We start from the raw sequence: 19,745 nt of genomic DNA on the forward strand, positions 1-19,745 counted from the left end.
CATGAACATATCCCCTCCCGCAATCGGGCGCAATCACACCGACGATGTTCACCGCCACAATCTGTCCGCCATCCTGACCGTCGTGCATCGTAGTGGCGGTGTCCCCCGAGCCCGCCTCACCGAGTTGTCCGGGCTCAACCGCTCCACCGTCGCCACCCTCGTCGCCGAGCTCGTCGAAGCGCGACTCGTGGTCGAGGCGGAACCCGATGCCCGCGAGAGCGCCGGCCGTCCGAGCCGATACGTGCGGCCGGGTACGCTCCCGGTCGCCATCGCCGTCAACCCGGAGGTGGATGCGATCACCCTGGGGGTTGTCGGCCTCGGCGGCACGGTCATCCAGCGGATGCGGCGACCGGTGGAGGACGGTTCGGATGTCGCCGGCGTCGTCGAGCAGATCGTCAGCATGATCGGTGAACTCGATCTGAGGGAGAACCGCGTCGTCGGGATCGGAGCCGCCGTTCCCGGACTCGTGCGCCGGTCGGACGGCGTGGTGCGGCTCGCCCCGCACCTGCAGTGGGTCGATGTCCCCTTCGCGCGGATGCTGGAGGATGCGACCGGGCTTCCCGTCCGTGCCGCCAATGACGCCTCCCTCGGGGCGACCGCGGAGCGCGCGTTCGGCGCGGGCATCGGGGTCGGCGATCTCGCCTACCTCAACGGCGGGGCCAGCGGAATCGGCGGTGGCATCGTGATCGCGGGGAACCCGCTCGCCGGCGCCGCGGGCTACGCCGGCGAGCTCGGCCACACCCTCGTCAACAGCGAAGGGCGCGCCTGCCATTGCGGCGCGCGGGGCTGCCTGGAGACTGAGGTCTCCCAAGCGGCGCTTCTTGCCGCGGCGGGAGCCGGAGACCTCCGCGAACTTCAGGCCGTCCTGGCGGCAGGCACGAGTCGGGCGCTCGATGCGGAGATCAATCGGCAGCGCCGCCACCTCGCGGTTGCCCTCCGCAACATCGTCAACGTGCTCAACCCCTCCCGGGTCGTGCTCGGTGGTTTCCTCGAGCTGCTCATCGGAACGGAGGACGGCAGCCTGGCGGCGCTCGTCGGCGACACTGCGCTGGGAGCGCCATTCGAGTCGGTCGAGATCCTGCCCGCCGCCTTGGGTGCGGACATCCTCATGATCGGCGCGGCCGAGCTGGCCTTCGAGCGGGTGATGGCCGATCCGCTGGGCCGGTGACGGTAAAGTCGACACCGTACGCGCACCAGGGTCGCTTCGCGCAAGTCCGCACTTCCGCCGCGAGCAAGTCCGCGCCCGATCCTGGGAACTTCCTTGACCACCATCGTCCATCCCGGGGACTCCCTCTCCGGCCGCCAGCGCCTCGTTTACGTGCTCGTGCTGGGCGCGCTCACCGCGCTCGGACCGTTCACGGTCGACCTCTACCTGCCTGCCTTCCCCGCCCTCGAGCACGAGTTCGCGGTCTCGACGGCGCTCATCCAGCTCACCCTCACGGCGACCGCGGTCGGTTTCGGTGTCGGGCAGCTCCTGGTCGGACCGTGGAGCGACCGGGTCGGGCGCCGACTGCCGCTCATCCTCGCCACCGCGCTGCATGTCGCGGCCAGTTTCGCCGTCGCGCTCGCGCCGGATGTGCTGTGGCTCGGCCTCTTCCGGGTCCTGCAGGGCATCGGGGCGGCCGCGGGCGGTGTCGTCGCGATGGCCATGGTGCGCGACCTGTTCGGCGGAATCCCGCTCGTGCGGATGCTCTCCCGCCTCGCGCTCGTCAACGGGCTCGCCCCGATCCTCGCCCCGGTCATCGGCTCGCAACTGCTGACCATTCTCGACTGGAGGGGCATCTTCTACTTCCTCGCCGCCTACGGAATCCTCGTGGTGGTCGCCACGACGGTGTTCATCGTCGAGACCCTGCCGCCCGCGCGACGCGTCGACCGAGGTCATGCAACGGTGTGGGAGCGCTACCGGGCGATCTTCTCCGACCGGGTCTTCGTCGGGGTCGCGATCATCTCCGGAATGACCTTCTCCGGCCTCTTCGCCTACCTCTCGTCGTCGTCGTTCCTGTTCCAGCAGGTGTACGGGATGAACCCGCAGGAGTTCGGCATCCTGTTCGCCGCGAACTCGATCGGAGTCGTCGCCGGGGTGCAGATCTCCTCGCGTCTCGCGAACTACTTCGGCCCGCAGTGGATCCTCGCGGTCTCGACCGCCGTGCTCGTGGTGTCGGCGACCGCGATCGTGGTCGTCGACATCCTGCACCTCGGGCTCATGGCGATCCTCATCCCGCTGTGGGTGTTCATCACCGCCTGCGGATTCGGGTTCCCGCTCGTGCAGGTGCTCGCGCTCGCCAACCATCCGAAGGAGGCGGGCACAGCGGCATCCGTGCTCGGGGCGCTCAACTTCGGCCTGGCCGGGGCGATCTCGCCCATCGTCGGGGTGTTCGGGATCGATACGGCCATCCCCATGGGTGCTGTCATGGCGGTCACCGCGGTGGTCTCGGTGCTGGCCCTCTGGCTCGTGGTGCGACCATCGACCGTGCCGCCGCTCGTGCGCTAGCTACCATCAGACGATGGATGGGCTGCCGAGTACGCGAACGTCGCGAAAGGCCACGCGCCACTGGCCATGGGTGAGCGGCCTTTCGGCGGTCGTCCTCGCCGTGCTGCTCGGGTTGCTCATCTTCGCCAGACACAACGGACCGATCCTCGTCGACGAGGTCTGGATGGACGAGATGCTCGAGCACCGGGTCGGTTGGCTCGAGGGGCCCGCGCTCGTGCTGAACTTCGTCGGCGGCGGATGGTTCGCCCGGATCCTCGTCCCCGTGGGGACGGTCGCGGCTCTCCTGGTCGCGCGCCGACGTTGGGCAGCGGCGTACTACGCGCTCGCCGTCCTGCTGAGTGTGCTCGCCGTCCAGTCGCTCAAGGCGACCTTCGACCGTCCGAGGCCCGAGGAGATCCTTGTCGTGAGTGATGCCGGCTCCTTCCCCTCGGGCCATGTCGCCAACGCTGCGACGCTCGCGGTCTCGCTCGCCATCATCCTCGGGCGTGCGTGGGTCTGGTACGCGGGGGCCGTCTACACGGTCGCCATGGCCCTCAGCCGCACGTATCTCGGTGCTCACTGGCTGACCGACACGGTCGGCGGCGCACTCCTCGGTGCGGGAATCGCGGTCATCGTCTGGGCGCCGCTGGCACGGCGACTGGATCGCGAGCGAGGGTCGCGGCGGGCGACGAACTCCCACGAACGCCCGCTACCTTCCTGAGGGTGAGAGCCGCTAGCGTCGATCCATGAGAATCCTCCTCGTCGGCGCCGGCGGCGTCGGCAATGCGATCGCGAAGATCGCCGCCCGCCGCACCTTCTTCGAGACCATGATCGTGAGCGACTACGACCTCGCGCGAGCGGAGGCGACGGTCGCCTGGGTCGAAGCGAAGCATGGACCGCAGGGCGGGCGATTCGTTGCGGCGAGAGTCGACGCCTCGAATCCGGATGACGTGGCTGCCGTCGCGAAGGAGCATGGCGCCACCCATGTCATGAACGCGGTCGAGCCCAAGTTCGTGCCCACCATCTTCGCCGGGGCGCTCGCCGCCGGGGCGGACTACCTCGATATGGCCATGAGCCTGTCCGAGCCGCATCCGGTGAACCCGCACGAGGAGACCGGCGTCAAGCTCGGCGACGACCAGTTCGCCCAGGCGCCCGACTGGGAGAAGGCCGGGCGGCTCGCCCTCGTCGGTATCGGTGTCGAGCCGGGGCTCTCGGATGTCTTCGCGCGCTACGCCGTCGACCACCTGTTCGGCGAGGTCGAGGAGCTGGGCGTGCGCGACGGTGCGAACCTCGTCGTCCGCGACGAGGCCGGCAACGAGATCTTCGCACCATCCTTCAGCATCTGGACGACCATCGAGGAGTGCCTGAACCCGCCGGTGATCTGGGAGAAGGACAAGGGCTGGTATACGACGGCGCCGTTCAGCGAGCCGGAGATCTTCGACTTCCCGGAGGGCATCGGCCCGGTCGAGTGCGTCAATGTCGAGCACGAGGAGGTGCTCCTCATGCCGCGCTGGCTGCCGGCGAAGCGCGTGACCTTCAAGTACGGGCTCGGGAACGAGTTCATCGGCATTCTCAAGACCCTGAACCAGCTCGGCCTCGACAAGACCCAGCCGGTGCGGGTGCGTTCGGCGGATGGCCCCGTCATGGTGGCGCCGCGCGACGTCGTGGCCGCCGGGCTCCCGGACCCTGCGACGATCGGGCCTCGGATGACGGGCAAGACCTGTGCCGGAGTGTGGGTGACGGGCACGGGCAAGGACGGCGCCCCTCGGTCGAGCTACCTCTACCACGTGAGCGACAACGAGTGGACGATGGCCGAGTACGAGAGCCAGTGCGTCGTGTGGCAGACGGCGTTGAACCCGGTGATCGCGCTCGAGCTGCTCGCATCCGGCGTGTGGTCGGGCGCGGGCGTTCTCGGTCCGGAGGCCTTCGACGCGAAGCCGTTCCTCGACCTCATGGCGCTGCCGGAGGCCGAGGGAGGCTATGGGCAGGCGTGGGGCATCTGCGAGCAGTGATCGGCGGCGAGCTGCGCGAGTGATGGCCGTCCGGACGAGTGTGCCCGCCCCGGCGCCATCATTCGTCCGGACGGCCATCACTCGCGGCGGGAGGGCCTGCAGTGGGACGGCTCGTCGGCTCCGGTGACTCCCAGCCGATCGGCGTAGCCTGCCCGCAAGTACAGCAGGATGGGTGAGAAGGATGTCGCGTTCCGATCGTCGGGATCCCACGCGGGTGGGCGACCAGCCCGCGCTGCGCACCTCGGGCGGTGCCGTCTGGCTCAGTGTCGGCGGGGCACTGGCCGCGCTGTCCATCGGGTTGTTGCTGGCACTCAACTCCCTCCAGCCGCCGGTCGGTCTCATAGGCGCCGCAGTCATCCTCGTGCTCTACGTCTTCATGGTGGCGGCGGTCCTCGCGATTCCCGCTCGCCGTGCAAGGCTCATGACCCTGGCCTGTCTGATGATCGCGATCGCGGTCACGGCGCTCGTGTTCGTCCTGATTGTGAATGCCGCGGAGTGGTCGGCCGTGCGCTGAGCTTCGAACCAGTCGACCCACGAATAGGCTTGGCGCCATGACGGATGCAGCGGAGCAGGTGGCGGCGGCGAAGAGAGCGCTCGAAGAGGCCCAGGCGGCGCTCGCGAAGGCCCAGGCCGCTGCTGATGCTGCCGATGCCGCTGCGGCGACTGAAGCTGCCGCATCCGAGACGGCGAAGGAGCCGGATTCCGCTAGAGGCACGGAAGACAGCATCGCCCCACCGGCGCCCCTCAAGCCTGACGCCGTCGCAACCATCAAAGCCGGTTACGCCTTCGAGGGCTCGGTCCTGGAGATCGGCGCCCTCGTCAACGGCCAGGCCGACCCGGGCGTGCAGGTGCGCATCCCGATCGGCATGCTCAACCGCCACGGGCTCGTCGCCGGCGCGACCGGCACCGGAAAGACCCGCACCCTGCAGGTTCTCGCCGAGCAGCTCTCGACGGCCGGCGTCCCGGTCTTCGCGGCCGACATCAAGGGCGATCTCACCGGGGTGTCGGCGCCTGGCCCGGCGAGCGACAAGCTCCTCGCCCGCACCCGCGGCATCGGCCAGGACTGGGCGCCGGCGAGCTTCCCGACCGAGTACTTCAGCCTCGGCGGCGTCGGCATGGGGGTGCCGGTGCGCGCGACGATCTCCGGGTTCGGGCCGACCCTGCTCTCGAAGGTGCTCGGGCTCAACGAGACGCAGGAATCCTCGCTCGGACTCGTGTTCCACTACGCGACGAACGCCGGCCTCCCGCTCGTCGACCTCGCCGACCTGCGCGCCGTTCTCACCTGGCTCACGAACGAGGGCAAGGACGATCTGAAGAATCTCGGCGGGCTCTCCAAAGCCACCGTCGGCGTCATCCTGCGCAACCTCATCGCGTTCGGCGACCAGGGTGCAGACGTCTTCTTCGGCGAGCCGGAGATCGACACCGCCGAGTTCCTGCGCACCGCATCCGATGGCCGGGGCATCATCAGCCTGCTCGAGGTGCCGGGTGTGCGGGACAAGCCCGCGCTGTTCTCGACCTTCCTCATGTGGCTGCTCGCCGACCTTTTCAACGACCTGCCCGAGGTCGGCGACCTCGACAAGCCGAAGCTCGTGTTCTTCTTCGATGAGGCGCACCTGCTGTTCCAGGATGCGTCGAAGGACTTCCTGCTCGCGATCGTCCAGACGGTTCGCCTCATCCGTTCGAAGGGCGTCGGCATCGTCTTCGTCACGCAGACGCCGAAGGACGTTCCGGATGACGTGCTCGCCCAGCTCGGCTCGCGCATCCAGCACCAGCTTCGCGCCCACACGCCGGATGCCGCCCGCGCCCTGCGCGCGACCGTCTCGACCTACCCGATGTCGGGGTACGACCTCGAGCAGGTGCTCACTCAGCTCGCGACCGGTGAGGCGATCGTCACGGTCATGAGCGAGACCGGTGCCCCAACGCCGGTCGCCTGGACGCGGCTGCGCGCACCGCAGGGGTCGATGGACCCCGCGTCCCCGGATGCCGTGAAGGCCGCCGTCGCCGCCTCGCCGCTGCAGGCGAAGTACGGCACGGCGATCGACCCTGAGTCGGCGCGCGAGATCCTGGCGAAGAAGCTGGCCGCAGCATCCGCCGCCGCATCAGCCCAGCGAGACGCGGCGTCCGCCCAGGACGAGGCCGCGCAGGCGCAGGCCGACTACGAGCGCATGCAGCGCGAGTGGGAGAAGACCCGCCCGAAGACGCGCAAGCCCACCACCCGCACGACGACCCGCACCTCGTCGAAGAAGGAATCGAATCCGATCTCCGACTTCATCCGGTCCAGGCAGGGCAAATCGATGATCAATACGGTCATCAAGGGCATCTTCGGGACGCTCAAGCGCCGCTGAGGCCCCGCTGCGACGCGGACTGAACGCTAGGGATGACGGGTCGCCACGTACACCGTGTTGGAAGAAACGCCGCCGGTGAGTGCGTTGTCGAAATCGACGATGTGCGCGACGGGGTCGCTGAACACGACGCTAAGGCGGGCCATGAATTCGTCGTCGGGCGGGTCATCCGACCACAGCGCGAACACGCCACCCTCTACCAGGTGGTGGCGCACCTGCCCGAGCCCTGCCATCGTGTAGAGGTCGGAATGGCTGGGGTCGAGCTGGTGGCGTGGCGAATGGTCCACATCGAGCAGGATCGCGTCATACCGGGTGGTGGGCTTGCGCCGCATCAGAGCGAAAAAGTCGTCGAGCACGAGCGTGGTGCGGATGTCCCCCGTCAACTGCGCCGACACGGGCAACAAGCCCCGTTCATGCCAGTCGATGACGGCGGGGAGCGCATCGATCACCTCGAGTGAACCGACCCGGGCATCCGCAAGGGCCGCGACCGCCGTGTATCCGAGACCCAGACCGCCGACCACCACGGTGAGGTTGTCGCCGCTGACCGCCGCGAGCCCCAGGTCGGCAAGCGCCACCTCCGCCACCGTGAACAGGCTCGACATGAGAAACTCTTCGCCGAGCTTGACCTCGAACACGTCGACACCGAGGGTCGGTTCGAGCCGACGTCGCAGAGTGAGCTCACCCATGGGGGTCTCTTGCCAATCGAGTTCCTCGAAGCGGGCAGTGGTCATGGTGTGAGCCTAACTAGCGCAGTCGCGACTTTGGGCAAGAGCGGAGAATGGGGGATTCGTCCCCACCGATCCGCTGCCACGCGTCGGAACTGGCGGCGTGGCCCATCCAAGGACTCGAATCCGCAGCGCCGACAATGGAAATGCGCGCCCACCGTTCGGGCGAAGGTGCATTTCTGTTGGCGGGTTGTCTGCTAAATGCGCTTTGCCCTGCCGCTGCTGACCTGTTTGCAGGAGCATCGTACGTGATCCCAATGAAAGTCGGCAAGAATGCCAAGACTATGTGCGCCAAATGGGATTCAGTCTCTCGCTAGTAGGTTTACGTCATGACTGAAACGAACTCGTTGGCCCGCGTGTTCATCGGCTCGTCTATAGAAGGCCGCGAGGTTGCGCGCCACTTGCAAGTGGAGTTGGGGAACAAATGCCAGGTTGTCCGGTGGGATCAGGAAGTATTTGACCCGTCAGGATACGCGCTTGATTCTCTAGTTGCTACTGCCGCCAAGATGGACTTTGCCGTGCTCATTGCAACACCCGATGACACGATAGCGAGCCGGGGAGTTACTACGCCGACTGCACGAGACAACGTAGTTCTAGAGTTCGGGCTGTTTGTCGGCGCTATCGGCAGAGCCCGTACTTTTCTACTCGCCACTGGAGTTTTGACACTGCCGAGCGATGTCTTTGGATTGACTCGATTGACATACCAGCGTTCGCCCGACGGAAACGAGCGAGCCGCGGTCACCAGCGCGGCACTCGAGGTCGAGCAACAGATACAGAAACAGGGCCTCCGTACACATACCGTCGCATCCCAAGACTCGGACTCCGTGCGCTCAGCCCTCGACAAAGAGCTCGCAATCTTACTCACCAACGCTACGGCGCAGGGATGGTCCGTTAGGACGGATAGCACAACTACACTTCGTCTACGTACGCCGCGAGGCAAGACAATGACGCTCACTAAAGGCCCCACCGAGGCTACTCGTCATCAACTCCGGGAGTTCGTCGCCGAACTGAGGGCGGCAGGACTTCGGGTGAACTCCAGTATTCGGCGACCGGTGGAGGAGTCGCCCTTTTAGAAGGCAGGGAGCATGTCCTCCTGTGTCGCACCCATAACGGCTGCGGCACAAGAGGACGGCGCTCCAACTCGGGCTCTACCGAGAGCACCTCGGAAGGTAGCTGCGCCTCGGCCGTGTCCCTGAGTTCAGGCATCGCGCCCGGCTGCCGCCTGGGCAGCATACTTGTAACACGGCGTGCTCAGTCTAGATAAGCGACACATTCAGGTTTCAATGTTGGTTACGAGGCCTATATCGCGAGACATCACATGAGCGGAGAATGGGGGATTCGAACCCCCGAGGGCTTGCACCCAACACGCTTTCCAAGCGTGCGCCATAGGCCACTAGGCGAATTCTCCAGGTCGCGCCGCGGTCGAGCTGCGGCGGCCTCCAAGAATCTTACGGGATTAGTCCATGCCCGGCATTCCCACTCCACCGTCCCAAATGAAGGCAATCACGCACGTCCACGCGCGACTGGCCTGCGAACGGGAAGGCCGGGCCGGTGATTGCCTTCATTTGGGACGGGATGGCGGCGCTACGATCGAAGCGTGACCTCCGCCCTGCGGCCGACCGGCCAGGGGATCGGAACCGGTGCACCCGAACGCCCGGTTCTCGACCGTACTGCGCTGCGGCTCGTCTTCCTCATCCCCGGGGGCCTGGCGTTGCTGCTCGGTCTCGACGCGGCACTCCTGCTGCTCGGGGTGTGGGCGCCGCTCTCCTCCGCTGAGGTCGCCGCGCTCCATGCACCGCTCATGGTGTTCGGCTTCGTCGGCACCCTCATCGTGCTCGAGCGCGCGGTCGCGGCCCGCCGCGCGTGGGGTTTCGCCGCGCCCGCTCTGCTCGGCCTCGGCAGCCTGCTCCTCCTCTCCCCGCTCCCGGATGCCGTGGGCCAGACGCTGGTCCTCCTCGGCTTCTGCGCGCTGCTGGGCGTGTACCTCGTCATCCGGAGGCGCTCGCCGGCTGCAGCCATCGACATCCAGCTCCTCGGCGCGGTCGCCGGGCTCGCAAGCGCGATCCTGTGGATCTCGGGCGTCCCGATCTCAGCAATGGTGCCCGGAATGGCCGCCTTCCTCATCCTCACGATCGCGGGAGAGCGGCTCGAGCTCGCCCGCATCTCGCCCGTCGTGGATACCCGGGCGGAGTCGCTCGGGCTCGCCGCATCCGTGCTCGTGGTCGCGGCGGCCGCGATCGCACCGCTCTGGCCGGAACCGGGTTACCCGCTGCTCGGGCTAGCCCTCGCCCTGCTCGTGGTGTGGTTGTTCCGCTACGACGTCGCGACGCGCCTGGCCAGCACGAGAGGGCTGCCTCGCTACATGGCAATCTGCCTGCTCGCCGGCTACGTCTGGCTCGTCGTGGCGGCCGGCGTCTGGATCGTCGGGGGAGAGGCTGCCGACGGACCGCGGTATGACGCGGTGCTGCACTCGATCTTCCTCGGCTTCGTCATGTCGATGATCATGGCTCACGCACCGGTGATCCTCCCTGCGGTGCTGCGCAAGCCGCTCCCGTACCGCTGGTTCCTCTACCTGCCGGTCGCCCTCCTCCACGCCTCTCTCGTCGTGCGGGTGCTCGGCGGGGACGCCTGGGCTTCGACCGAGGCCATTCGAATCGGCGGGGTGCTCAACGTCGTCGCCGTGCTGTCGTTCGCTGCGCTCGCCGTCACGAGCGCTGCGATGGGGCCGCCGAAGAAACCCGTCAACAACGCCCTGGAAGGCTGAAGAATGAGCCGCAAGCTCTGGTACCTGCTCATGAACGGCCTCGTCGCCCTGTGGCTCGTCGCGGCGGCGATCATCGTCCTCACGCACCGCTTCGTGCCCGCGGGCGACTGGCTCATGGTGCACCTGCTGCTGCTCGGCGCCGTGAGCACCGCCATCCTGGTCTGGAGCCAGCACTTCGCCGACACGCTCCTGCGGCGACCCGCCCCCGGGGGGCGCGCGTTCCACGGTATGCGCCTCGTCGGCCACACGGTCGGGGCCGGGCTCGTCGTCGCGGGGATGGTCACCATGCTGTGGCCGCTCGTCCTGGCCGGCGGCATCCTCGTCGGGGTCGTCGCGGTGACCCACGTCGTGACACTGTTCCTGCAGTCGCGTGGCGCGCTGCCGGCTCGGTTCGCCCCGCTCGTCTGGTACTACATCGCGGCCGGGCTCGCACTCGTGATCGGGGTCGGCCTCGGCATCGTCATGGCGCGCGTCACGCTTCCCGACGGGCTGCACGATCGTCTCTACCCCGCGCACCTCGCCTTCAACCTGCTCGGCTGGGTGGGGCTCACGGTCGTGGGCACCGTCATCCTGCTCTGGCCGACCGTGCTGCACACGCGCGTCTCGGATGCCGTCGATGCCATCGCCCGCCGCACCCTCTGGCTCATGGTCGGCGGGCTCGTCGTCGTGGGAGGTTCGGTCGCGCTCGACCTGCGACCGCTCTTCGCCCTCGGCATCCTCATCTATCTGGTCGGTGTGGGCTTCGTCGTCGTCGAGGGGGTGCGTCAGGCCCGGCGCTCGGCGCAGGGCACTTTTGCGAGCTGGAGTATCGGTGCCGGCGTGCTGTGGTTCGCCTTCTGCACGATCGCCTTCGGCGTCGTGGTCGTCGAGGCGCCGGGGTGGGCGGATGCCGCCTCCGGCGTCGGCTGGCTCGTCGGCCCGTTCGCGGTCGGCTTCGCTGCGCAGGTGCTGATCGGGGCGCTCAGCTACCTGCTGCCGGTCGTGCTCGGCGGCGGGCCGGAGGCGAGTCGGCGCACCGCACGTGAGCTGGACCGTGTAGGGCTCTACCGGGTCAGCGTCGTCAACCTCGGGATCGTGGTGTTCCTGCTTCCGGTGCCGAGCTTCGTCAAGGTCGTCGTCTCGCTCGTGGTGTTCGCGGTGCTGCTTGTGTTCCTCGTGCTCGCAGTGCGGGCGGTGCTCGCCTCCCGGGCGACGGCGACAACGGCGACAACGGCGACAAGGACTACAACGGCGGCGGCCCCTGCGGACACAGCTGCGGTTCCCGCGCGCCGCGGGGCCGCGCTCGCGGCCGCCGTGTCGACCGTGGTCCTCGCGCTCACGATCGGGATCGCCCTCGACCCCACGGCAGCCGGGTTCCAGCTCGCGGCGCCCGCGGCATCCGTGACCCCGACCGGCCACACGACGACCGTCGAGGTGAGCATGAAGAACATGCGGTTCAGTCCCGATGTCGTCGAGGTGCCGGCCGGCGACGAGCTGGTCATCCGGCTCACCAACAAGGACAACCAGGTGCACGACCTCGTGCTCGCGAACGGGGCGTCCTCCGGGCTGCTGAACCCCGACGCGTCGACCGACGTGAAGGTGGGCGTCGTCGGTTCGAACATCGACGGCTGGTGTTCGATCGCCGGTCACAAGCTTCTCGGCATGGTCATGACGGTCAAGATGATCGGCGGTGCGACCGCGTCCCCGGCGCCGTCCGACACCCCGGCGGCCGGCGGCCACGACCACGGCGCACAGGCCGGGCCATCGGCGGCCGAGGACATCGACCTCGCAAAGGAGCCGGATGCGACCTTCCGGGCGCACGACGCCGTGCTCGCGCCTGCGACATCCGGGACCACCCATGAGTACACCTTCACCGTGCGGGAGGGCATGCGCGAGGTCGCACCCGGTGTCAAGCAGACGCTGTGGACCTACAACGGCACAGCGCCAGGGCCGACCCTGCGCGGCCAGGTCGGCGACACGTTCGTGATCACGCTCGTCAACGACGGCACCCTCGGGCACTCAGTCGACTTCCACGCCGGATCGCTCGCCCCGGACGAGCCGATGCGTACCATCCAGCCGGGCGAGCGCCTCACCTACACCTTCACGGCCACGCGTGCCGGCATCTGGCTGTACCACTGCTCGACCATGCCCATGTCGCTGCACATCGCGAACGGCATGTTCGGCGCGGTCATCATCGACCCGCCAGGGCTCACACCGGTCGACCGGGAGTTCGTGCTCGTGCAGTCCGAGTACTACCTGGGGGGACAGGGCGCGATAGCGGACGCGACGCGCATCGCGACGCAGAACCCGGATCTCGTCGTCTTCAACGGCTACGCGAACCAGTACAAGTACCGGCCGCTCGAGGCGAAGGTCGGCGAGCGGGTGCGCATCTGGGTGCTGGATGCCGGGCCGAATCGGCCGAGCGCGTTCCACGTCGTCGGTGGGCAGTTCGACACCGTGTACGCCGAAGGCGACTACTTGTTGCGCGATGGCGGCAGCACCGGTGTCGGCGGCGGCCAGGCGCTCGCGCTGCAGCCCGCGCAGGGCGGCTTCGTCGAGTTGACGTTCCCCGAGGCGGGGAGCTACCCCTTCGTCACGCACATCATGTCGGATGCCGAGAAGGGGGCAGCCGGCGTGTTCCACGTGACCGGCCCCTGATCCGGGCTCGCTACGCTGGCGTCATGTCCGACGAACTGACCTTCCGCTCGACGATCGTCAACCCGGAGTGGATGCCCGCCTGGTCGGTCATCGAAGTGCCGGGTTCGCAAGACTTCTTCGGAACGGGGAAGTCGGTGAAGGCCGACACGACCGTCGACGGTGTCACGGTGACCTCCGCGCTCATGCCGACGGGCCAGGGCTACCACTTCATCTCGGTGAGCGCTGCGCTGCGCAAGAAGCTCGGCAAGGATGTCGGCGACGAGGTCGAGGTGCGCATCAGGCGCTGAGCGGTTGTCTCGAGGCATCGACTCGTTCGAGCAGCGTGGTACGGGTTGCGGGTCGCTGCAATCCTCGCGAATTTTCTAAAAGCGGAATATGTCTCTTTAGAGCGAGGTTGTCACCAGTGGTCGCCCCGATTCGCTCGCCCCGGCCGCTGAGTCGGAGAACGGCTCGGGAGAAACCGCGGGAAAGAGATTCCGATGACCGAAGTCCAGGAGCTGGCCGCATTCGTGACCGGTGCGAGGTTCGCGCAATTGAGCGCGACGGCGGTGGAGCAACTGAAGATCCGCGTACTCGACACCATCGGCATCGCCATCGCTGCCCTCGACGCGCCGCCCCTCGTCGCCGTCCGTGAGCTCACCGAGTCGCTCGGCGGAAACGGGGCGTCGACCCTCATCGGCGGCGGGGCATCCGCCCCCGACCGTGCCGCGTTCTACAACGTCGCCCTCAGCCGCTATCTCGACTTCATGGACAGCTACCTCGCGAAGGGCGAGACGAATCACCCGTCCGACAACATCGGCGCGGTGCTCGCCGCGGCAGAAAGCGTCGATGCGAGCGGTGCCGACTTCCTGACGGCCGTCGCGGTCGCCTACCAGGTGCACACGCGGCTGTCGGATGTCGCCCCGGTGCGCGCGAAGGGTTTCGACCACACGGTGCAGGGCGCCTACGCGGTCGCCGCCGCCGTCTCGAAGGCGCTCGGCCTGAGCGTCGACCAGACGGCGAACGCGATCGCGATCTCGGGAACAGCCAATAACGCGCTCCGGGTCACCCGCACCGGGAACCTCTCGAACTGGAAGGGCCTCGCCTACCCTCAGGTCGGCAAGGAGGGCACGTTCGCGGCGCTCCTCGCCCGCGCGGGCATCACCGGCCCCGAGGAGGTCTTCGAGGGCAACAAGGGCTTCAAGGAGACCATCGCCGGCGACTTCACGATCGACTGGTCAACAGAGGATCTCGAGAGCGTCCTGCGCACGATCATCAAGAAGCACAACGCCGAGATCCATTCGCAGTCCTCGATCGACGCGGCCCTCGACATCCGCTCGCAGGCCGGATTCGACGCGACGCAGATCGCGGCCGTGCGCGTCACGACATTCCAGGTCGCGTTCGACATCATCGGCGGCGGGGAGGAGGGCAGCAAGCGCGAGATCCGCACGAAGGAGGAGGCCGATCACTCCCTCCTGTACATGGTCGCCGCGGCGCTGCTCGACGGTGAGGTGCAGCCTGCCGCCTTCGCGCCGGAGCGCATCACCCGGGCCGATGTGCAGGAGCTCCTCCAGAGGGTCACCGTGACCCCGGATGCCGGCTACTCGGCACGGTTCCCGAACGAGATGCCCTCCCGCGTCGAGGTCGAACTGGCCGACGGCACGGTGCTGATGGCAACCACGGCCTCCTACAAGGGTTTCTTCACCAATCCGCTCGACTGGGCGGATGCGATGGGCAAGTTCACCCGACTGGTCACGCCGTTCACCGGTCCCGACCTCCGCGACCAGCTCGCCGAGGTCATCCACAGCCTGGATACACAACCGGTCCGGGAGCTCACAACGCTCCTGGCCCGGGTGCCGCTCACGCGGCGCAAAGGATCCACATCAGTGGCCTGAGGCGCCCACCCGGCGTCCGGCCAGCCATCCGAACAAGGAGTAATCATGGCAAACACCAGTTTCGATTTCATCCCCCGCGCATTCCGCCCGGAGAAGCCCCGCACGTTCGGGCTCACCGAGGTGCGCGGACCGTACTACTCCACCTACGGAACGCGGCACCTCGCCGACGTGCTCGACGTGGCCGGCCAGTGGGTCGACGGCGTGAAGTGGGCGGGCGGATCCTTCGCCCTGCTGCCCCGTGAGCAGGTGCGCGCGTTCAGCGACCTCGCCCACGAGCACGACGCCTACATCTCCTCCGGCGGATGGCTCGAGACCGTCCAGCGCTACGGTCCCGACGCGATCGACCACTACCTCAAGGAGGCCAAGGAGGTCGGGTTCGACGTCATCGAGATCTCTGCCGGGTTCATCTCCATCCCCACCTCGGGCCTGCTGCGTCTCATCGAGCGGGTCAAGAAGGCGGGCCTCAAGGCCAAGCCGGAGCTCGGCATCCAGTTCGGGTCGGGTGGCGACTCGACGGAGGAGGAACTCGCCGCGGAGGGCAAGAAGGATGTCGGTGACCTCGTCGCCCGCGCCAACAAGGCTCTCGAGGCCGGCGCCGACATCATCATGATCGAGTCGGAGGGCATCACCGAGAACGTGACGACCTGGAACACGGCCCCGGTCGCCTCGATCATCAACGGCGTCGGTATCGAGCACGTCATGTTCGAGTCGGCAGACCCGCTCGTGTTCGAGTGGTATATCAAGAACTACGGCAACGAGGTCAACCTCTTCGTCGACCACTCACAGGTTCTGCAGCTCGAAGGGCTGCGTCAGAACATCTGGGGCAACAAGTCGACCTGGGGGCGCATCGCGAACCCCAGTTTCTAGGCGTCGGACACTCCGCTGCGGCGCTTCCCGCAACCGCGGCCGAGCCGCCGGTTCCCCACAACCGGCCCAGGCCCGCGGTCGACGGCACTCTGTGGCCGTCGCCGCGGGCCTCGTCGTGTCTGGAGTGATCCTGCGCGGCTCAGGTCGGCAGACCGAGCAGGAATCGAGAAGCGCAGGCACAGGTCGCGCTTGTATCGTGACTGTCACGAACACGACGGCTCGATCGAGCGTCGCGACGAACGGGAGGCAACCATGGCAGGCAGGTCCGACAACGAGGAAGGCAAGTTCACCGCCGACGAGCGCGCCGCGATGAAGCAGCGCGCCGCCGAACTGCGGGAGCAGCGCAAGGGCGGCAAGGCCGAGGAGAAGAGGGAACGGGAGGCGCAGGCCTGTCGTGACGCGATCGCCGCGCTCACCGGTTCCGACCGCGCGATCGCCGAAAAGCTGCACGCGATCGTGACCGAGGTCGCGCCCCAGCTCGAGCCCAAGACCTGGTACGGCTTCCCGTCCTACGCACGCGACGGCAAGGTCGTCGTGTTCTACCAGTCGGCGTCCAAGTTCAAGACCCGCTACGGGACGGTCGGCTTCACCGAGGATGCCCTGCTCGACGATGGCGTCTTCTGGCCTGCGGCCTACGCGGTGCTCGAAGTCACGGATGCCGTCGACAAGGAGCTCCGTTCCCTCGTGAAGCGTGCTGCCGGCTGACGCAGCGAGCCGCGATGGGGTTCGGGGTCGTACGGTTGTACTCATGCAGCACCACCACGACGCCCAGAACCCCCCGATCCATGCCCGAGTGATCACGGTCTCCGACCGCAGCGCCCGCGGCGAGCGTCCGGACACATCGGGTCCGCGAGCGGTCGAACGCCTGGAGGCCGATGGCTACCTGGTCGACTCCGCCCTCGTTCCGGATGGCGTGGACAGTGTCGCCGGCGCGATCGGCTCCGCCATCCGATCCGGGGCACGACTCGTGATCACGAGTGGCGGAACCGGAATCGGACCGAGGGACCTCACCCCCGAGGGCACCCGTCCGCTCCTGAGCCGCGAGCTTCCCGGCATCGCCGAGGAACTGCGACGCGAGGGCGCGCGCAACACGAAGACGGCCGTGCTCACGAGGGGTCTGGCCGGTATCGCCGGGGACCCGCCCGGCTCACTCGTGGTCAACCTGCCGGGGTCCGTGAAGGCCGTCGACGAGGGCCTCGACGTGCTGCTGCCTCTCGTACCGCATATCCTCAGCCAGCTCGACGGCGGGGACCACTGAACGCTCCGACATCCGCCGCCCGCCGCGGCCACATTTTCACGGTCTGGAGCCGGGTCGCGCCACGCCGCAGGAGCATATCCTCGATGGCATGTCCGATCTTCCCGGCCGGCCCGGGGTGCGTCCGAAGACGTCGGCGTCAGGTCCCCACCGGCAGTTGAGCCAACAGTCCCGCCCTGGCACCTGGGGCCACACTGCGTCAGCGATCTTCGGGCTTGCCGGGGTCGTCGAGGGCCACAGCTCGGTGTGCCCGCCTGCATCCCGCGCCGTGCTGCTCGAGGGCCTGCCGACGGTGCGCGACCCGGAGACCTCCCTCGCGCCTGTGGGAGACCCCCTCGAGCCGATCCACCTCCATGGGGTCTTCGACACGAGCCTGCACCTGTGCCTGCCCGTCGAGCGTGCCCGCGAGGTATGCGCCCTGGGGTGGGGGGAGCCGCACCGGTACGCGGGTCATGGGACCGAGATCATGATCTACGGCCCTCGCGACCGCGATGAACTCCTCGTGCTCGTCCACCTGGTCGGCGAGAGCATCGCCTTCGCACGAGGCTGAGGGCGTCCGCCAGATCGGCCGGACGCGCAGGTCAGGCGGCGTTCTGCCTCGTGATGTGCAGCGTCCAGACATCCGGACCCTCGGTGAGGTAGCTCACGCTGAACCGGCCGGGCTCCCGCTGTTCGAGTTGCGCGAGCAGCGGGAGCGGGTTGTGGTCGGCCACGAGATCGATACTGACCCCCGGCGCGATCGAGCCGAGAGCCCCGAAGATGGTCGCGTGCCGGATCGCGTGCGGAATCTGCCGTACGTCCAGGACGATCTCGCTCTCGTTCTCGTGTCCGCACGCGCAGCCGGAGTGCGCCGCACTGCTCGGGGCCTGCCGTTGAAGGTCAATCGATTCTGCAGTCATGCTTCCACGATAGGCACGACGTCGAACTTCTGCCCGGCGTGCGACCGTGACAATTCACTCAGTTGGCGGGATCCGGTCGCCGCCAGTCGCCGGAGCGGCCACCGGACTTCGCGAGCAGCCGTACGTTCTCGATCTGCACCGTCTTGTCCATGCCCTTGACCATGTCGACCACAGCGAGTGCCGCGACGGCGACGGCCGTCATGGCCTCCATCTCGACCCCGGTGCGGTCGGCCGTGCGCACGGTGGCTGAGACACGCACCCCGTCGTCGACGACCTCGAGGTCGACGCTCGCCCCGTGCACACCGATGACGTGGGCGAGGGGGAGGAGATCCGGCGTGCGCTTGGCCGCCTGGATGCCGGCGATCCGCGCGACCGCGAGGACATCCCCCTTGGGCGCTGTGCCGGAGCGCAGCGCGGCGATCACGGTCGGTGCGCAGCGGACGAAGCCGGCCGCGGTGGCCTCGCGCGCCGTCGGGGTCTTGGCGGTCACATCGACCATGCGGGCCTGGCCGGCGGAATCCAGGTGGGTGAAGGGCTGCTCGCTCATGGAACCAGTGTGACATCCACGACGTCGCCCTCCCGCACCTCGGTCACCGCTTCGGGCACGAGCGCGAGGGCGTTCGCCCCGGCGAGGCTCGCGACGAGGTAGGAGCCGGAGCCGCCGCTGCTGGCCGGGCGCACGCCGAGCGTGCCATCCGGATGCCATTCCGCGACCACCGGCATGTACTGTGCGCGCCCTGCCGGGCTTCGCCACCCCTCCGAAGCGATACCTCGTGCGACTCCGCGCACGGCGTCGCGCTGAACATCCGACCGACCCTGCATCGCGAGGAGGGCGGGGCGCACGAACTCCTCGAAGGAGACGAACACGCTCACCGGGTTGCCGGGGAGCGCGAAGATCGGTGTGCCGACCCCGGTGCCCGGCCACCGGCCGAAGCCCTGCGGTTTGCCCGGCTGCATGCGCACGGGTCCGAACCAGACCCCGAGCGGTGCGAGCACGGCCTTGACGACGTCGTACGCGCCGACGCTCACCCCACCCGACGTGATGAAGGCGTCCACGGTCGCCGCATTCTGCTCGAAGATTGCCCGGAGGGCATCCTCGTCGTCGGGCACGGAGCCGAGCTGCACCGGGATCCCGCCGGACTCGGCGACCGCCGCTGCGAGCAGGATCGAGTTCGAGTCGTGGATCTGACCGCGCGCGAGCGATTCACCGGCCGGCCGGAGCTCGGTGCCGGTCGAGAGCACGCCGACGCGCGGCGCCGGATGCACGAGCAGGTCGCGCACGCCGACGGCGGCCGCCGCCGCGAGATCGCGCGCGCCGAGCATCCGGCCCGCGGGCAGCACCGCCTCGCCGACGCGAACGTCGGATCCTGCGTGCCGGATGTGCGCAGCGGGCTGGGGTGCACGGAAGATGAGCACGGTCCCCGTACCGGAATCGGTGTCTTCGACCGGCACGATGCAGTCCGCGTCGTGGGGGACCGGTGCGCCGGTCATGATGCGGGCCGCCTCCCCGGCACCGAGCGGCGGGTCCACCGCAGAGCCCGCGGGGAGGTCGGCGACGACCCGCAGTGCAACGGGCGCCTCCCGCGTCGCGGTTGCAGCATCGACCTGGCGCAGCGCGTAGCCGTCCATGGCCGAGTTCTCGAATCCGGGAACGTCGACGAGGGCGACGATATCGGCCGCGAGTACCCGATCCCGCGCGAGCGACAGTGGCACGGTGACGGCGGGAAGTGGCGAGAGGGAGTCGAGGATGCGCGTCCGGTGCTCCGCGACGCCGATCGTCACGGGGCCGTGTTCGCCCGCGCCGTGTTCGCCTCCGCGGTGATCGGGCCCGCCGTGGGCCTCCCGATGTGTCATGACTCAACCCTACCGATGAGCTCGATGCGCACTTTCCAGCCTTCCC

The 19,745-nt window shown here is 68.2% G+C and carries 19 protein-coding genes and 1 tRNA gene; 15 read left to right on the forward strand and 5 right to left on the reverse strand.

The window, feature by feature from the left end; translation table 11 throughout:
• The first annotated feature begins 1 nt into the window (after position 1).
• The 6 genes from ABD678_RS05440 (at position 2) to ABD678_RS05465 (ending at position 6,827) form a co-directional block, all read left to right on the forward strand.
• Positions 2–1,168: an ROK family transcriptional regulator gene (locus tag ABD678_RS05440; protein WP_344754527.1), complete on the forward strand. Its 1,167-nt coding sequence runs from the start codon at positions 2–4 to the stop codon at positions 1,166–1,168.
• Between the two features lie 93 nt (positions 1,169–1,261).
• Positions 1,262–2,491, forward strand: coding sequence for a multidrug effflux MFS transporter (locus ABD678_RS05445; RefSeq protein ID WP_344754529.1), 1,230 nt, complete (start codon positions 1,262–1,264; stop codon positions 2,489–2,491).
• A 70-nt stretch (positions 2,492–2,561) separates the two neighbouring features.
• Positions 2,562–3,191, forward strand: coding sequence for a phosphatase PAP2 family protein (locus ABD678_RS05450; RefSeq protein WP_344754531.1), 630 nt, complete (start codon positions 2,562–2,564; stop codon positions 3,189–3,191).
• A gap of 25 nt (positions 3,192–3,216) precedes the next feature.
• Entirely contained in the window at positions 3,217–4,482 is a 1,266-nt protein-coding gene (locus tag ABD678_RS05455) for a saccharopine dehydrogenase family protein (protein ID WP_344754533.1), read from the forward strand.
• Between the two features lie 181 nt (positions 4,483–4,663).
• Positions 4,664–4,996 (forward strand): hypothetical protein, encoded by a 333-nt coding sequence (locus ABD678_RS05460; protein WP_344754535.1) that lies wholly within the window; start codon positions 4,664–4,666, stop codon positions 4,994–4,996.
• 37 nt (positions 4,997–5,033) lie between these two features.
• Positions 5,034–6,827: a helicase HerA-like domain-containing protein gene (locus tag ABD678_RS05465; RefSeq protein WP_344754537.1), complete on the forward strand. Its 1,794-nt coding sequence runs from the start codon at positions 5,034–5,036 to the stop codon at positions 6,825–6,827.
• Between the two features lie 26 nt (positions 6,828–6,853).
• Here the strand turns inward: ABD678_RS05465 and ABD678_RS05470 are convergent, their stop codons facing one another.
• Positions 6,854–7,555 (reverse strand): spermidine synthase family protein, encoded by a 702-nt coding sequence (locus tag ABD678_RS05470; protein ID WP_344754539.1) that lies wholly within the window; start codon positions 7,553–7,555, stop codon positions 6,854–6,856.
• A gap of 323 nt (positions 7,556–7,878) precedes the next feature.
• Here ABD678_RS05470 and ABD678_RS05475 point away from each other — a divergent pair, with 323 nt between their 5' ends.
• A complete protein-coding gene (locus tag ABD678_RS05475) occupies positions 7,879–8,622 on the forward strand; it encodes a nucleotide-binding protein (RefSeq protein WP_344754541.1) in 744 nt (247 codons plus the stop codon).
• 250 nt (positions 8,623–8,872) lie between these two features.
• On the opposite strand, the gene ABD678_RS05480 is transcribed toward ABD678_RS05475, so the two are convergent.
• Positions 8,873–8,957: transfer RNA gene (locus ABD678_RS05480), tRNA-Ser, on the reverse strand.
• Positions 8,958–9,146: 189 nt separating this feature from the next.
• On the opposite strand from ABD678_RS05480, the gene ABD678_RS05485 reads away from it, so the two are divergent.
• From ABD678_RS05485 to ABD678_RS05520, 8 genes are all read left to right on the forward strand, one after another.
• Positions 9,147–10,313, forward strand: a complete 1,167-nt coding sequence (locus ABD678_RS05485; protein ID WP_344754543.1) for a hypothetical protein — start codon at positions 9,147–9,149, stop codon at positions 10,311–10,313.
• Positions 10,314–10,316: 3 nt separating this feature from the next.
• Positions 10,317–12,950, forward strand: a complete 2,634-nt coding sequence (locus tag ABD678_RS05490; RefSeq protein ID WP_344754544.1) for a multicopper oxidase domain-containing protein — start codon at positions 10,317–10,319, stop codon at positions 12,948–12,950.
• A 23-nt stretch (positions 12,951–12,973) separates the two neighbouring features.
• Positions 12,974–13,237 carry a DUF1905 domain-containing protein gene (locus tag ABD678_RS05495; RefSeq protein ID WP_344754545.1) on the forward strand — a complete coding sequence of 88 codons (264 nt, stop codon included), beginning with the start codon at positions 12,974–12,976 and terminating at the stop codon, positions 13,235–13,237.
• A 192-nt stretch (positions 13,238–13,429) separates the two neighbouring features.
• Positions 13,430–14,824, forward strand: coding sequence for an MmgE/PrpD family protein (locus ABD678_RS05500; protein WP_344754546.1), 1,395 nt, complete (start codon positions 13,430–13,432; stop codon positions 14,822–14,824).
• A 45-nt stretch (positions 14,825–14,869) separates the two neighbouring features.
• Positions 14,870–15,691: a phosphosulfolactate synthase gene (locus ABD678_RS05505; RefSeq protein WP_344754547.1), complete on the forward strand. Its 822-nt coding sequence runs from the start codon at positions 14,870–14,872 to the stop codon at positions 15,689–15,691.
• A 252-nt stretch (positions 15,692–15,943) separates the two neighbouring features.
• On the forward strand, positions 15,944–16,396 hold the full coding sequence (locus tag ABD678_RS05510) for an iron chaperone (RefSeq protein ID WP_344754548.1): 453 nt from the start codon (positions 15,944–15,946) through the stop codon (positions 16,394–16,396).
• 43 nt (positions 16,397–16,439) lie between these two features.
• Positions 16,440–16,949, forward strand: coding sequence for a MogA/MoaB family molybdenum cofactor biosynthesis protein (locus ABD678_RS05515; RefSeq protein WP_344754549.1), 510 nt, complete (start codon positions 16,440–16,442; stop codon positions 16,947–16,949).
• A gap of 88 nt (positions 16,950–17,037) precedes the next feature.
• Complete coding sequence (locus tag ABD678_RS05520) at positions 17,038–17,496, forward strand: luciferase domain-containing protein (RefSeq protein ID WP_344754550.1); 459 nt, start codon at positions 17,038–17,040, stop codon at positions 17,494–17,496.
• Positions 17,497–17,527: 31 nt separating this feature from the next.
• On the opposite strand, the gene ABD678_RS05525 is transcribed toward ABD678_RS05520, so the two are convergent.
• The 3 genes from ABD678_RS05525 to ABD678_RS05535 are packed head-to-tail and all read right to left on the reverse strand — an operon-like array spanning position 17,528 to position 19,699.
• Positions 17,528–17,845 (reverse strand): DUF2249 domain-containing protein, encoded by a 318-nt coding sequence (locus ABD678_RS05525; RefSeq protein ID WP_344754551.1) that lies wholly within the window; start codon positions 17,843–17,845, stop codon positions 17,528–17,530.
• Between the two features lie 58 nt (positions 17,846–17,903).
• A complete protein-coding gene (gene moaC / locus ABD678_RS05530; protein ID WP_344754552.1) occupies positions 17,904–18,392 on the reverse strand; it encodes a cyclic pyranopterin monophosphate synthase MoaC in 489 nt (162 codons plus the stop codon).
• Positions 18,389–19,699: a molybdopterin molybdotransferase MoeA gene (locus ABD678_RS05535; protein ID WP_344754554.1), complete on the reverse strand. Its 1,311-nt coding sequence runs from the start codon at positions 19,697–19,699 to the stop codon at positions 18,389–18,391. The genes moaC and ABD678_RS05535 overlap by 4 nt, the downstream gene beginning before the upstream one ends.
• Between the last annotated feature and the right edge of the window lie 46 nt (positions 19,700–19,745).

It is taken from the genome of Leifsonella bigeumensis, assembly GCF_039537265.1.
Lineage (GTDB): Bacteria > Actinomycetota > Actinomycetes > Actinomycetales > Microbacteriaceae > Terrimesophilobacter > Terrimesophilobacter bigeumensis.